Source organism: Myxococcales bacterium, from assembly GCA_022184915.1.
In the GTDB taxonomy this organism is placed as follows: domain Bacteria; phylum Myxococcota_A; class Polyangia; order Fen-1088; family Fen-1088; genus JAGTJU01.
Genome location: JAGTJU010000001.1, coordinates 1662614 through 1676515 on the forward strand (window position 1 = coordinate 1662614; position 13902 = coordinate 1676515).

Genomic DNA, 13902 nt, shown 5'->3' on the forward strand with positions numbered 1-13902 from the left:
CTACCTCCTTCGATTTGTCAGCTAAGCGGGCCACCCCGCTTACGAAGTTAGTGTGCCGCGGGACCTGTTTCCGGTGCATGTACGCCCGGGAACTCTTGGGAAAATCTCGCGCCCCCGCGGCGCGGCCATTCCGTGTTATGAAGCGCGCCCATGAAGGTCTCGCAGACTCTGGTTCCCACCCTCAAAGAGGCGCCCACCGAGGCGGAAGTTCCCTCGCACATCCTGATGGTGCGGGGCGGCTACCTGCGCAAGGTGGCGGCCGGTGTGTATTCATTTCTGCCGCTCGGCTGGCGGGTCATTCAGAAGATCTCGCGCATCGTGCGCGAGGAGATGAACCGCGCCGGGGCTTCCGAGGTGTTTTTGCCGGCGGTGATCCCGGCCGAACTGTGGAAAGAGTCGGGGCGTTGGGACCACTACGGGGCGCAGCTGCTGCGTTTCAAAGACCGCAAAAACGGTGACTTCGTCATTGGCCCCACGCACGAAGAAGTGATCGTGGACCTCGTCCGTGGGGACGTGAAGAGCTATCGCCAGCTGCCCCTGAATTTGTACCAGATTCAAACCAAGTTTCGTGACGAGCTTCGTCCCCGCGCGGGGCTCATGCGCGGCCGCGAGTTCATCATGAAGGACGCGTACTCGTTTCACGTCAGCGAGGAAGACGCCAAGCGCGAGTACAAGAACATGTTCGACACCTACTGCCGCATCTTTGCGCGCTGTGGGCTCGAGTTCCGTCCCGTGGAAGCCGACACCGGCGCCATCGGCGGCTCGCTTTCGCATGAGTTCCAGGTGTTGGCCGAGACGGGCGAAGACGCCCTCGTGGCCTGTGACACCTGCGACTACGCAGCGAACGTGGAAGAGGCGCAGGTGCGCACGCCGGTCAGCCAGACGCCGTCTTCTGAGCCGCTGCAAGACGTGGCCACACCGAACGCGCGCACGATCGACGAGGTCTCGGCGTTTTTGAAGGTGTCCCCGCGCGAGCTCGCGAAGACCCTCATCTGCCTGGTCGATGGCAAGCCTGTGGCTGTCCTCGTGCGCGGCGATCACGAGATGAACGAGATCAAGCTGCGCCGGGCCCTGGGTGCCAAGGAGGTCGTGATGGCCAATGATCGCACGGTCCTCGAGGTGACAGGCGCTCCCGTGGGCTTCGCGGGGCCGGTGGGCCTTTCGATCCCGGTGCATGTCGACGCCGAGGTGGCGGCGCTCGCGAGCTTCGTGGCCGGCGCGAACAAAGCCGACGCCCACGTACGCCACGTGGTCACGGGGCGCGACTTCGTGCCCGCCTCCGTGGGCGACTTCCGACAGGCCGCACCCGGCGATGGCTGCCCTCGCTGCGCAACGGGCACCTTCAGGGGCTTCCGGGGCATCGAGGTGGGTCACGTCTTTTTCCTGGGCACGAAGTACTCGGCGCCCATGAAGTGCAACTTCCTCGACGCCGACGGCAAAGAGAAGCCCGCCACCATGGGCTGCTACGGCATCGGCGTGACCCGCATCGCGGCCGCCGCCATCGAACAGCACCACGACGCCGACGGCATCAAGTGGCCGGTCCCCCTTGCGCCCTTCGAGGTGCACCTGCTGTCGCTGCAGGCCAACGACGAGGCGGTGGCGAGCGCTTGCGATGCCCTCGATCGGCAGCTCGAAGCCGCGGGCATCGAGGTGCTCTACGACGACCGGGATGAACGCCCTGGCGTGAAGTTCAAGGACGCCGACCTCATGGGTATGCCCTACCGGGTGGCGCTGGGCAAAAAGGGGCTGGCGGAAGGCATCGTGGAGATCAAGGCCCGCCGCGCCCCCGAAGTGCACAAGGTGCCTTTGGCCGAGGCGGTCGCGTGGGTGCGAGAGCGCGTGGAGCGTGAGCGCACGGGGCTTTCGCCCGTGGAGGGTCAGAGCACGCCATGAACGCCGTCGTCGATACCAAGCCCACGTCGGATCCGAAGAGCCGCATCATCGCGGCTCTCGACGTTCCCGATCTGGCCCGCCTCGAAGCGTTCCTCGATCGTCTCGAGGGGCAGCCGATCTGGTACAAGATCGGGCTCGAGCTGTTCATCGCGGAGGGCGTTCGTGCCATCGAGGCCGTCAAGCGGCGGGGCGGGCGGCTCTTTCTCGACCTGAAGCTGCACGACATTCCCGAGACCGTGGCCCGGGCGGTCACGTCCGTGCGCCGTCTCGGCGCCGAGCTGCTCACCGTGCACGCCGCCGGGGGCGCGGAGATGACGAGCCGGGCGGTGGCCGCTGCGGAGGGCCAGCTGGACGTGATCGCCGTGACGGTGCTGACGAGCCTGGGACAGGCAGATCTGCAAGCCGACGGGATCGCCGGCTCACCCGCCGAGGTGGTGGCCCGGCGGGCCCGCCTCGTACGGGACGCGGGGGCCGCGGGCCTCGTTTGCTCTCCCCAGGAGGTCGCCGCCGCCCGTGCGATCGATCCGAACCTGCGCCTGGTGGTGCCCGGTATCCGCCCGGCAGGGGCTGCGCTCGGCGACCAGAAGCGGGTGGGCACACCCGCCGAAGCGATTGCCGGAGGCGCCGACTACCTCGTGGTGGGGCGCCCCCTGCGGGACGCCCCCAACCCAGCGCGGGCGTTCGAGGCCCTGGCCGCCGAGGTCGCCTCCGTCATCGGGGCAGGGCGCTGACATGAGCCTTCAAGACGCGGGGGCCCCTGCCGAAACCGCGGGGGGCCCGGGACGGGTGATCTTTGGGCTGCGCCCCGTGGAGGAGCTCTGCCGCGCACGTCCCCGGGACGTGGCTGTCGTGTATGTGGCCGAGGGGCTCAAGGGGGCCGACGTCCAGCGCCTGGTGGCCGTTGCCAAGGATCGCGGGATCAGCGTCGAGCCGCGGCCCCGAGCTCTGGTGGCGGATCTTGCCGGCAAGGGGGCCCATCAGGGGGTGGTGGCGATTGCTGGCCCCTATCCCTACGTGCCTGTGCCCGTCATGCTCGAAGCTGCCCGGCAGGCTGCGGAGCCGCCTCTCTTGATGTGGCTCGATGGCCTCACCGACCCCCAGAACGTGGGCGCCATCGTGCGCAGCGCCGAGGTGTTCGGGGCGCACGGCGTGGCCATCCCCGATCACAACGCGGCCCCCATCACCGCGGGCGCCATCAAGGCCTCGGCCGGCGCCACCGAGCGCATGCGCATCGCGCGGGTGCACAACTTTCTCGGCAGCCTCGACAAGCTGCGAGAAAGCGGCGTGAAGGTGTGGGGCACAGGGGTCGAAGCGGAAGGCCTCGAGATCTTCGAGGCGGACTTCACGGGTCCCACGGCCTTCGTGATGGGCTCGGAGGGGCGCGGCCTGCGCGAGGCCGTGGCGCGCCGCTGTGACGGCATCGTGCGCATTCCCATGGCCGGGCAGATCGCGTCCCTCAACGCCAGTGCGGCGGCCGCCATCGTGCTCTACGAGGCCATGCGCCAGCGCCGCGCGCGCTGACAGGACCGCGAGGCGCTTACGGGACACTGCCGGTCCCCCGGTCAGCGTACGCAGTTGCGTCCCGCGCCCTTGGCCGCGTAGAGCCCCTCGTCGGCACGGGTCAGCGCGTCCTGGACCTCCTCGGAGCGCCCCATCTCGGCGGTTCCTGCCGAGATCGTGACGGCCAGACCCCCCGGGAATACGATGTTCTGCACCGCCGCGCGCAGCCGCTCGGCGCACAGGCGCGCACCGTCCAGGTTCGTGTTCGGCAGCACCACCAGGAACTCCTCGCCTCCCCAGCGGGCGGCAAAGTCGCACACGCGGATCACGTCCGCGACGGTGGCGCCCACCGCGCGCAAGACCTGGTCGCCCACACCGTGCCCGTAGGTGTCGTTGACCTTCTTGAAGTGGTCGATGTCCATGAGCACGAAGCTCATGCTGCCGCCGTAGCGGCGAAACTTTGAAGCTTCGCGCCTCACGAACTGCTCGGCCCCGCGGCGGTTGGAAAGGCCCGTGAGCCGATCCGTCATCGAAAGCCGCTCGTATGCGGCCACCAGGTCCACCTCGGCCGTGATGTCCGTGCACACCACGATGATCGCGTCTTCGGGATCCGACACGCGCCGGGCCACCCAGCGCACGACCGAGCGGTTCGGCCGTGCCAGCTCGAACTCTTCGCACGTGATCCGCGCCCCGAAGGGCAAGAGCCGGCCATCCCTGATGACGGGCGGCGGATCATCGACCAAAGCGGTCACGTAGGTCGCCAGCTGCTCGGGTGTCATCGCCAGCACCTCTTCGACGGGCAACCCGAAGGTGGCCGCCATCGGCCGGCTGCACAGCACGACCTGCTTTTGGGCGTTGATCACCAGGACGCCGGATTCGAGGCTGTTGGCCACGGCGTCCACGAAGGGCAGGGCCAAGAGCCACGAGGCGCTCGAGGCCGACGCCGGTTCGGAGGGATCTGGGCGAGACATCGGATCCTGGGCCTTGGCTGTCACGTTTGGATGCTGACCAGGTCGTTGGCGAAACAAGACAGCGCGTGCAGGCTTCTACGCTGCCAATGTAGCCGTGGGCTCGAGAGGAACACGATGCGGTACTGCCCTTCGGCCTCTTGCGCTTGCACCGAGCTTATCCAGGTGACGAACGCCTTGAGGCACGACGAATTGATGAACTCGAGGTTGCGGACGTCGACCACCACCTCGCTCACGCCGTCGGAGAGCGCGTAGCGGTGCAGCGACAGCAGAAAGCCATCCAGCTGCGGCTTGACGTTCAGGTCGGCGTTGCCCGAGAGGGTGGTTTGCACGGTGGCGCCGTCCACGCGTGCTGCCGCCGTGAAATCGACCTCTCGAATCGGCGGGATGTTTGGCTCTGTCATGGCGCCCTCCGTTCCGGGATCTGAGCCGTGGCGCGGATGAGCACCTGCGTGCCCACGGCGTCGAAGGCCAGCCGCATTTCCCCTTCGGCTCTGATGCGCGCCAAGCCGAGCCCGGACGTCGTCGTGTCGGACGCATTCCGACGCATGAGCTCGAAGTAGTAATCGTACGGGTCTTCGCGTGTGTTCATCTCGGCGAAGTTCTGCTTGAGGCGCGCGATGTGGTCGGGGCTGGTTTGATTCGTCATCGTAAGGACCGCTTGCCGGCCCCCGTCGCCGTTGGGCTCGAGCCTGAGCGCCAAGCTGGCCTGTCGGTTCTCCGCGTACTTGGCGGCGTTTTCGAGCAGCTCGTGGGCGGCCATGGCCACCCGGAAGACGGCATCGGCGTCGTCGACGAGCTTCTCCATCGCTTGTTCGACGAATCGACGCGTGATTGACACGATCCGGGGATCGGTGTCGAGCGTGAGTTCGAGGCTGAGTCCCTCGTCCAGCATGTTTCGAGGGAGGTCATCGGCGGGGCCGAAATAAACCTTCAGGCCAGGCATTCGAAAAGAATACGTCGATGGCGCCCGCTGGCGCTCTCTTTTCTCGGCGCTCGGGCGCGCCTCCCGTACCTCAAGGATGCCGTGGGTCAGCCGAAAAGCTGGGGGGAACGGAAGTGCCTGTGGCTGGCAAACCCATCATCAAGGTCGAGACCGGCGTCGTGTCCCGGAAGAGCCCGCTGTTCACCACCGAGATGCCCGCCGTGCGCTTCGACCTGCCTGCTCCGGTCGAGCCCGCGCCCCCGGCGGCGCCTGCGCCGACGCCTGCACCGTTCCGAGACGTGAAGGCCACACGCCTTTTGTCAGGCCTGCGGCTCAAGGTCACGCTGACCTTGTTCATCACCGTGCTGTTGTTGGCCCTGTCCGGCCTGATTTTCTTCTTGGTGTCGCGCATCTTCGCCGAGTTGACCCCCTCGATGCGGGTAGAGCTCGAGTGGAAGACCCAGCGCGGGGCCAAGGAGCTTGCGCACGCCGTGGACTTTGCGCTGGTCGTGGGGGACGAGGCGCTCATCATGGAGGCCTGCAAGCCTTACCTGAAAGGCCCCGACGTGGTCGCCATCGTGGCGGCCGACCCCGAAGGCCAGGTGCTCGCTCAGCACGGCAAGGCGCCCGAAACGCCCGAAGGTTTGTTCCGGGGGGCGCCAGGCGGCATCAGGCAGGGGCCAGGCTATCTGGTGTCATGGGCGCCCTCGCAGATCGAGGGCCGCACCGTGGGCCGTTTGGCCCTCGTAATCTCCACCGCGAAGTTGGTCGCGGGGGAGAGCCTACGAAACAACATTCTGGGCGCCGCGGGCCTCGGCTGCGTGGCGGCGCTGCTGGTGAGCCTCTTTTTCGTGAACTTTTACCTGGGTCCCGTCATCAGCCTGACCCACAGGGCGCTGCGCACGGCCCGCGAGCTGGAAATCGCCAAACGCATCCAGACCTCGATCCTGCCTCAGCGGCTGAGCGTGGAGGGGCTGCAGATCGCGGCGGCCATGGTGCCAGCCGAGGAGGTGGGGGGCGACTACTACGACGTGGTCCCCACCCAAGGGGGCGCCTGGATCGGCGTGGGCGACGTGGCGGGGCACGGCCTCAAGGCCGGTCTCATCATGCTCATGGTCCAAAGCGTGGTGGCGGCGCTCACCCGGCAAAGGGCACGGACGAGCCCGCGGGAGGCCCTGGAAGTTTTGAACCGGGTTTTGTTCGACAACATCCGCGAGCGCCTCGCCAGCGACGAGCACGTCACGTTCACCTTGATGCGCTACGAGGCCGACGGAGCTTTGGTTTATGCCGGCGCTCACGAGGAGATCCTGATCTGCCGGGCGCGGGACGGAAAATGCGAGATCCTGCCCACGCCGGGCACCTGGATGGGCGCGGTGGCCAACGTGAGCCGTGCGATCAAGGATTCGGAGGCCAAGCTTCATCCCGGCGATCTCATGGTGCTCTACACGGACGGACTCATCGAAGCCAAGAACGCACAGGGCGAGCCCTTCGGACTCGACAGGGTGATGGAGATGGTCGAAGCGAACCGCAGGGAAGCCCCCGAAGTCGTGGTCCAAAAGGTGGTGCAGGCCGTGATGACCTGGGCCCCGGTGCAGGACGACGACGTGACCCTGCTGGCGCTTCGGTACCAGGGGCGCTGAGGTGTCTCAGGCCGCGCGCGGATCCAGCACGTCGAGCCGGCGCAAGAGGGCGTGTAGGGTGGCGGACAGGCGGGCAAATCCTTCGGGGGTTCGCGCGAAGGTGGCCTCGTCCATGTAGAGGTCCCGGCGCACCTCGATCTGAATCGCATGCACGCCGTGCGTGGGCTGTCCGTGGTGGCTGGTGACGAAGCCCCCCTGATAGGGGTCGTTGAACGAAACCTGATAGCCGGCCGCCGCGAAGTGCTGCCCCACCGCGTGCGACAGCGGCTCTCCGCAGCTTTGGCCCTGTCGGTTTCCGGGGACGATCTCGGCGCGGGCGGCGCCGCTGTCCGTATGGCCCGCGCGGCCCCGCGAGGGCATCGAGTGTCCGTCCACGAGGATGGCGAAGCCGAACCGGGCCCGGGCGCGGGCGAGCGCTGTGCTCAGGCACTGGTGGTACGCCTCATGGATCTGCCGCCGCTCCTCCCACTCCCCCAGGGTGAGGGGCCGTGCCAGGGCGGCATCCTCGGCCGTGGTGATCTCCCACACGAACCCACGGCCGTTTTCGTTCCGGGGGGCTGGGTGCTGGGGCACCGCCCGGGGCGAGACGTCGTCGGGGTGACGGTTCAAGTCGCACACGAATCGGGAGAGCCGCGCGCGGACGAAGGCGCCCCGAGGTGCCCCCTCGTAGAGCGCGTCGACGTGCAGGTCGGCATCCAGACGCAAGTCGAGGCTTTGCGACAGGGCAGAGGCGAAGGGGCCGGTCTCGATGCCGGCGTGTGGAACCGACACCACCACCGGGGTTTCGGGCACCCGGGGCACATGGGCGTCGAAGCTGTCCCAGGGGCCTACGATTGTTTCCGCTTGCTCGTCTGCTTGGCTGGTCATCCGTCTCGCCTTTCGTGGGGCCTCAGCGCCGCAATGTCCCTGGCGCGCAGCCCTCACCCCCTACCAGCGCTGCCGCAGACCGAGGCTGCAATCGATGCCCCCCAACTCTCCGCGCAACCGGTCCCGAGACGAGAGCCGATCCCCAGGCACTCTCAGATAGCTTACCCCGACCACGGCCTGCGTGCGCCCCGTGCCGAGGACCAGGTCGCCCTGGAGCCTGTAGGCGGCCACCCAGGCGCTGCCGCTCACGGCCACCCCCCACGTTTCGTGTGTCGCCGACAAGCGCGCCGCCCCCACGGACGCTCCCACCAGGAAAAGCGCCCCCTGCGCCGCCCGCAGGCGCCACAGGGCACCGGCCAGGAGCGGGAGCACCGTCACGTCCAGCCGGGAGAGCCCCGCGGACGCGCTCACCGCCCGTTCGCGGGCGAGCCCGCTCAGGGAGAGCGTGGCGAAGAGAGGCGCCGGCCAAGCGAGGTGCCGGTGTGGGCTGACATGAGCCTCGATGCGGGCCCCGGCGCCGACGCCCGCGTCGGCATTCCAGATCGCCAGGGCACGCGCCATGAGAGCGAAGGTGGGGTCGAAGGGAGGCGCGGGCGGCGGCTCGCGGGCGGGGCGCAGGTCGTCGACGATCACCTCGTGGTGGGCGTAGGCCTGTCCGGGCTTCGAAGGCACGAGCGCCTCGACCAACATGCGGCCCCCCCCCGCGGTCGCAGGCGCCGCGATGACCGCACGCAGGCGTCCCTGTTCGCGGATCTGCGGCCCTTGATGAGGCCGGCCGTCCACGTAGAGCTTGGCGGCCTCTGCGCTCGTGGGGTTACCGAAGGCATCCTCGGCCTTCACCACGAGGGTGAGCCGTTGATGGCTGCCTGCCGTCAGATGGACGCGATCGGGGATCAGCTTGAGCCGGGCGGGCGCGTCGGCCACCAAGGACACCGTGGCTTCGAGCGCCGCGGGTCCCGGCAGGGGCTGTCCGGGTGCAGGCAGCCGCTCGGGGCGCTCGAAGACGGACAAGGTCATTCGCGTCTGCCCGTTCGGAGGGGGCTCCACCAAAAAGCGGGTCCATCCCGGACCCGTCTCGAGGGGCGTCGCCAGGCGCTTCCCGGACGCGAGCACACTGCCGTTCACGGCGGGACGCGCGGCCATGTCCATCGACAGGACCCACGCCTCGAAGGGCCGCCCCCAGACAGCCACGGGAGGCGCCAGGAGCAAGACGCGTTGAAAGGCAGGGCGCCCCAGGTCGAGCGACTCCGAGGCCACTTGGCCGGCGTGGCCTCGGGAATGGGCCAGGGCGACCTCGACCCCGGGAGGCACCACCACCGGCACCCGCACCTCGCCGGTCGGACCTGCGCGCTTGGGTCCAAACGTACGACCGGCCACGGTGACCGTGACCTCGGCCCGCGGATCCGTGCGAAAGGCCGGAGCCGCCAGCGCAGGCAGAGGCAGGAAGGCGAACGCTTCTGCCGCGCCCTGAGGTGTTTCGGCCAAAGCCGCCAGCAAAACTCCCCGAGGAAAGCGTTGGGTGGGCAGATGAAGCCGGGCCAAGACGCTGCCGTCGGGGTCCTGGGTGTGATCGTGCAGAGAGCCCGCGCTGGTCGAAAGCGCGATTGTCGTCGGATGCAGCCCCTCGGTCTCGGGAATCACGCGGACCAGGACGTCCTGGTCGATGCCCAACACGGGCGCCGCGGGTGACAGCTCGAAGCGCAGGCCGCGGGCGACCGTCACGGCCGCCGCGGGCCCGAGCTCGGCAGGCGGACCCTCGGAGGGCCGCGGCGCCGGCTCCGGGACGGCGTCGGTCCCCATCACCACCGCGAGCAGCAGCGGCAGCACGGCGATCATGGCGCGTCCCAGAGCGCCTCGGGCTTGCTCTCGAGCGTGGGCGCTGGCGCACGTCGGCGAAGGATCCCCGAGACGGTTTTGCGCCGCCCGAGCAGATCTTCGGCATGTACCTTCACCTCCGTATCCGCGGGGCCCACGGGCACCTCGGCGATGAAGCGTCCATCGGGGTCCACCTCGATGGTGCGGCCGTTCACCGAAATGCGTGACGCCGGCTTCGCGGTGCCCTCCACCGTCACCGCCTCTTGCCGGGGCAGGGCCTCGGGCCAGGTCACGGAAAGGAGCAGGTCATCAGGGTAGGGCTCAGGGGGGGCGGGGGGCTCTCCGGCCGGCGCGACGCTCTCTTCTCCTCCGCTGACGGTCACCGTTTGGCCTCGGCTGCCGAAGGCCACCTTGCCCTTCGTCACGGCCACGGCGACTTGGCCCGATTCGGCCCGCGCCACGACCCAGCGCGAAGCCCCCTGGTTGACGGCCAACGTCTCGGCGGCAGCGATCGCGACCGATTCGCCCGCGCCTTCGACCGAGGCGGCCACGTCCCCCGCACCCGAGAGCAGGTTGAAGCGGGCCGTTTGCTCGGCGAGGGCTTCGAGCCGGAGCTCCAGGTTTTCTCGTACCTCGATCTCGCTGCTGCCCCGGCGCAGAAGCACCCGCCCGCCCTCCCGCGTGCGGAGCACGTCCTGTAGCGACAGCAGATCGCCGGCCTGCAACACGAACACGCGGCCGCCCTGCACGCACTCGACCTTGCCTTGCACGCCGGCGACGCGAAAGCGGCCCGGGTCAGGTGCAGGAAACAGGGGCCGCGACGTACGCAGCACCGTGGGCGGTGCGGCCTCGGGCCGTTCGAAAAGGCGCCGCGATCCCATGCCTGCCAAAAGCAAGGCGCCGGCGACCAGGGCCGAAAAGCCAAGAACCAAGAGGGGGGGACGTAGTCGAAACCGGGCCATCGCTGGTTTTACGTGAGGGTCGCCTGACCCTCGTCCAGGGGAAAGGTCAAAAAGAAGCTGGTCCCGTACCCCACACGGCTCTCCGCGCGGATCTGACCGCCATGGTCTTCCACGATCTTGTGCACCACCGCGAGCCCCATCCCCGTCTCGTCCCACTTTTGTTTCGTGGTGAAAAAAGGATCGAAGATCCGAGGCAAATGCTCGGGTTTGATGCCCCGGCCCGTATCGGAAACACGCAGGCACAACAACTTCGCCGCTGGCAACGAGGTCTCGAGCGTCAGGGTGCCGCCGCCGTCCTCCATGGCCACTCGTGCGTTTTTGATGATGTGAATGATCGCGGCCTGAAGCTGAAACGCGCTGCCGCGGATGGGCGGACTGGGGCTCACCACCCGCTTGTCGATCACGATGTGCGCGTCTGCGAGGGACGAAGGGCTTGCCAACTCGAGGGCGTCGTCTATCACCCGCGACAGATCCACCAACCTGAAGTCTTCGCCGGCTTGCCGCTGCGACAGGCGCAACAGGTTGGCCACGATGTGGCGTATGCGCAGCGCCTGGCCTTCGACATCCTCGACCATGGGGCGCCAGGGGTGGTCCTCGGGCATGTCGGCCAGCATCAGCTGCGAGAGCCCCAGCACCCCGGCGAGGGGGTTGTTGATCTCGTGCGCCACCCCCGAGCCCAGCACGCCGATGGCTGCCAGCGACCGCGATCGCAGCAACACGTCCTGTGCTTGCTGCAGCTCCCGCGTCTTCTCGGCGACCCGCTGCTCGAGGTTGCGGTTCCAATTCTTGATCTCGCGGGTTTGTCGCAAAATCTCGGCCCGCGCGGCGTCGAGGGACGTGGTCATCGCGTTGAAGGCCTTCGCCAGATCGCCGATCTCGTCGCGGGTGCGGACCTGGAGCTGTGTATCCAGTCGCCCCTGGGACACGGCGCGCGCCGCGCTGCCGAGGTCGATGATCCGCCGGGAGAGGTTGCGCCCCAGCCAGGCCGCAACGAGCGCGGCGAGTACGCCCGAGATTGAGACCCAGTAGACCGTGGCGAACCCCATGCGTGTGACGGGCTCCATCGCCTGCGACAGGGGCCGCTCGGTGGCCACACCCAGGTGGAACGGGTTTGCGGGGGCGAACGCGCCGACCACGCGCGTGCCGTCCTGCGACGGGTATGCGGCCACGAAGGGGCGCTCGGGCAAGGTGCCGGGCAACCCGTTCGGAAACAGCCGGGGTTCGAGCGCGGTCTGGCTCTCTCGGTCGGAGCTTGCCACCACGCGCGAGGCCCGATCGAGCAGCATGAGGCGGCGATCCGCGGTCTCGAGCTCGCGCAGATAACGCGCAAGCGGGCGCAGGGAGACCATCGCCAGGATGAGCTGAGGGGCCTCGTCGGGCATCGGCTCGTAGCGCAACGCCACGATCAGCTGGGGGCTGGCGTCGCGTCCCGCGAGGAACACTTCGCCTGTGGCCACGTTGTGCGCCAGGGCCTCCGCCAGCGGCGCGCGCTTCGGCACCTCGGCCGCGTCGTCAGCGGTCATCGCGTCGTGCCGCCCGAGGGCGGCGTTGTCCCTCGGGCGCTCTTGAAACGCCGGGGGCGCCAACGGCGTGCCTCGTTCGTCGTACACGCCCACGACGCTGAAGACCTCTTTTTGGTGGTAGACGAACTGCAAGAACTTCTGGAGCCGTTCCGGCGTGGGGGCCTCCGTGCCCTTTTGGGTGAGGTCGAGCACGCGGGACTGAACGCGCAGGGTGTCGGCCACGGCGGCCATCTCGGCCGCAACGTAATCGGCGACCTGAACGGCCACGGTCTGCTCTTGCGCTTCGATGGATCGCCGAATGGCATCTTGGCCGATGCGCCCTGCGAAGTATCCGGCAATGGCCATGGGCACCGCACAGACCGCGACGGCCGTGATCATGAACTTCGCGCGCAGCTTCATGGCGCGACCTCCACGGCGGGCGTCCACACGAACGTGCCGCTCCAGCGGGCCCGTCCCAGCCCGGGCGCCGTGGCCCAGACGGAGGTCGCGCCCGTGCCTTGCGGCGCGAAGCCACGGATGCGTGAGGGGCTCTCCCAGGTGATGTCCAAAAGCGGAACGGCGTTCGTGGGGCGGTCTCCGAAGAGGATCAACGTGTCCTTCGTGAACCCGTCGCCCGCGATCGTGAGCAGGGTCCCGCCCGCTGCCGCCACCTGCCCCGGCGATACGTCCGTCACCGCCAGCGCCTCGAGGTAGGTGAAGGCCCCCGCCGTCGTGGAGGTTCCCGTGGGGCCCTCGAACGTCACGTCGACGGCGCCCACGGCCCCCGGGGGGGTGCGGCCCACGATCGTTTGTGCGTCGAGCATCCGGCCTCCGTCAGGCCAAAGAAGGGCGCCCCCCACGCGCACCTGGCTGGCAGGTGCAAAGTTTTTCCCCGTGATGACCACGTCCGTGCCGCCCTCTCGGCTGCCGCTCGCAGGCGCGATGGCCGAGAGGCTGGGAGGCGGGGAGAGCACGAAGACCAGCGTTTGCGTCGCCTGGTTCGCCAGAGGCCCTGCGTCGATCGCCTTGACGGTGATGCGAAAGAGCGCGCCTGGGGCCGCCTCGGGCGGGGCGAGCGCATCGAAGCTGCAGCGGGTGCTGCCCCCGTGAGCCGCCAGCGCGCAGCGGCCATCGACCAGCCGCCGAGGGCCAAGCGCAATCTCGTACCTCAGGTCGGACAGCTTGCCGGGGCCGAAGTCCTGCGCCACCGCGTCCACCCGCACCGCCACCCCGGGCCCGAGCAGCCTGGTGGGGGTGGGGGCTTCGATGACGAGGTCGGGCGGAACCGTATCGGCGCCGAGCGCGATGAATCCGTTGGCCAAGGTGGCTTGCTGCCCGCGCGGGTCACGTACGGTCACGCTGTAGCCCGGGGCCCCTGACAGTCCCGCTTCCAGCACGGCTTCAAGCTCCGTGGGGCTCTTCCACACCACGTCCCGCAGGCGGGCCGAGCCCCCCGCGCCAAAGACCACACCTGAAAAGCCGCTCGCTTGTGGCACCCTCAGGTCCTGCGCCAAATCCAGGGTGAAGGGCGGTACGAACTGCGTGCCCACGAGCCGCACCAGCGTGTCCTGGTCACTGTAGGCCTCTTGTGGTTCGATCCTCGCGAGCGTGGGTTGCGGACCCTCCGGCTCGCATCCCGCCAGCGCCAACCCGGCCACGAGGGCGGCGAGCCGACCTCCGCGAAGGCAGGTCGGGCGCCCCCTCCCCAGGGCAGGTACGGCAAAACGGCGGGGGCTGCGCGGGGGCCAAAACATGCCCATCAGGCCCGGATTGTAGAACTCATCTCGAAAATGCACCACGCCGCCGCGCACCCGCCGTGACGGACATCGC

The 13902-nt window shown here is 68.7% G+C and carries 12 protein-coding genes; 4 read left to right on the forward strand and 8 right to left on the reverse strand.

The window, feature by feature from the left end:
• Positions 1 to 150 precede the first annotated feature (150 nt).
• From KA712_06905 to rlmB, 3 genes are read left to right on the forward strand one after another with little or no spacing between them, the layout of a single operon-like run.
• The gene (locus KA712_06905; protein ID MCG5052672.1) at positions 151 to 1893 is read left to right on the forward strand and encodes a proline--tRNA ligase; all 1743 of its coding nucleotides are present in this window, start codon (positions 151 to 153) and stop codon (positions 1891 to 1893) included.
• Complete coding sequence (gene pyrF / locus KA712_06910; GenBank protein MCG5052673.1) at positions 1890 to 2624, forward strand: orotidine-5'-phosphate decarboxylase; 735 nt, start codon at positions 1890 to 1892, stop codon at positions 2622 to 2624. Before KA712_06905 ends, pyrF begins: the two co-directional genes overlap by 4 nt.
• 1 nt (position 2625) lies before the next feature.
• Entirely contained in the window at positions 2626 to 3414 is a 789-nt protein-coding gene (gene rlmB, locus KA712_06915; protein MCG5052674.1) for a 23S rRNA (guanosine(2251)-2'-O)-methyltransferase RlmB, read from the forward strand.
• 41 nt (positions 3415 to 3455) lie between these two features.
• On the opposite strand, the gene KA712_06920 is transcribed toward rlmB, so the two are convergent.
• From KA712_06920 to KA712_06930, 3 genes are read right to left on the reverse strand one after another with little or no spacing between them, the layout of a single operon-like run.
• On the reverse strand, positions 3456 to 4364 hold the full coding sequence (locus tag KA712_06920) for a sensor domain-containing diguanylate cyclase (protein ID MCG5052675.1): 909 nt from the start codon (positions 4362 to 4364) through the stop codon (positions 3456 to 3458).
• A gap of 20 nt (positions 4365 to 4384) precedes the next feature.
• Entirely contained in the window at positions 4385 to 4765 is a 381-nt protein-coding gene (locus tag KA712_06925) for a hypothetical protein (protein ID MCG5052676.1), read from the reverse strand.
• A complete protein-coding gene (locus KA712_06930) occupies positions 4762 to 5307 on the reverse strand; it encodes a hypothetical protein (protein MCG5052677.1) in 546 nt (181 codons plus the stop codon). The genes KA712_06925 and KA712_06930 overlap by 4 nt, the downstream gene beginning before the upstream one ends.
• A 119-nt stretch (positions 5308 to 5426) precedes the next feature.
• Between KA712_06930 and KA712_06935 the strand changes: the two genes are divergently transcribed.
• Positions 5427 to 6926, forward strand: coding sequence for a SpoIIE family protein phosphatase (locus KA712_06935; protein ID MCG5052678.1), 1500 nt, complete (start codon positions 5427 to 5429; stop codon positions 6924 to 6926).
• Positions 6927 to 6932: 6 nt separating this feature from the next.
• Here the strand turns inward: KA712_06935 and KA712_06940 are convergent, their stop codons facing one another.
• From KA712_06940 to KA712_06960, 5 genes are read right to left on the reverse strand one after another with little or no spacing between them, the layout of a single operon-like run.
• Positions 6933 to 7793: an N-formylglutamate amidohydrolase gene (locus tag KA712_06940; GenBank protein ID MCG5052679.1), complete on the reverse strand. Its 861-nt coding sequence runs from the start codon at positions 7791 to 7793 to the stop codon at positions 6933 to 6935.
• Positions 7794 to 7853: 60 nt separating this feature from the next.
• Positions 7854 to 9629, reverse strand: a complete 1776-nt coding sequence (locus tag KA712_06945) for a hypothetical protein (protein ID MCG5052680.1) — start codon at positions 9627 to 9629, stop codon at positions 7854 to 7856.
• A complete protein-coding gene (locus KA712_06950) occupies positions 9626 to 10570 on the reverse strand; it encodes a hypothetical protein (GenBank protein ID MCG5052681.1) in 945 nt (314 codons plus the stop codon). The genes KA712_06945 and KA712_06950 overlap by 4 nt, the downstream gene beginning before the upstream one ends.
• Before the next feature lie 8 nt (positions 10571 to 10578).
• Positions 10579 to 12492 (reverse strand): HAMP domain-containing protein, encoded by a 1914-nt coding sequence (locus tag KA712_06955; protein MCG5052682.1) that lies wholly within the window; start codon positions 12490 to 12492, stop codon positions 10579 to 10581.
• Positions 12489 to 13832: an IPT/TIG domain-containing protein gene (locus KA712_06960; protein ID MCG5052683.1), complete on the reverse strand. Its 1344-nt coding sequence runs from the start codon at positions 13830 to 13832 to the stop codon at positions 12489 to 12491. Before KA712_06960 ends, KA712_06955 begins: the two co-directional genes overlap by 4 nt.
• Between the last annotated feature and the right edge of the window lie 70 nt (positions 13833 to 13902).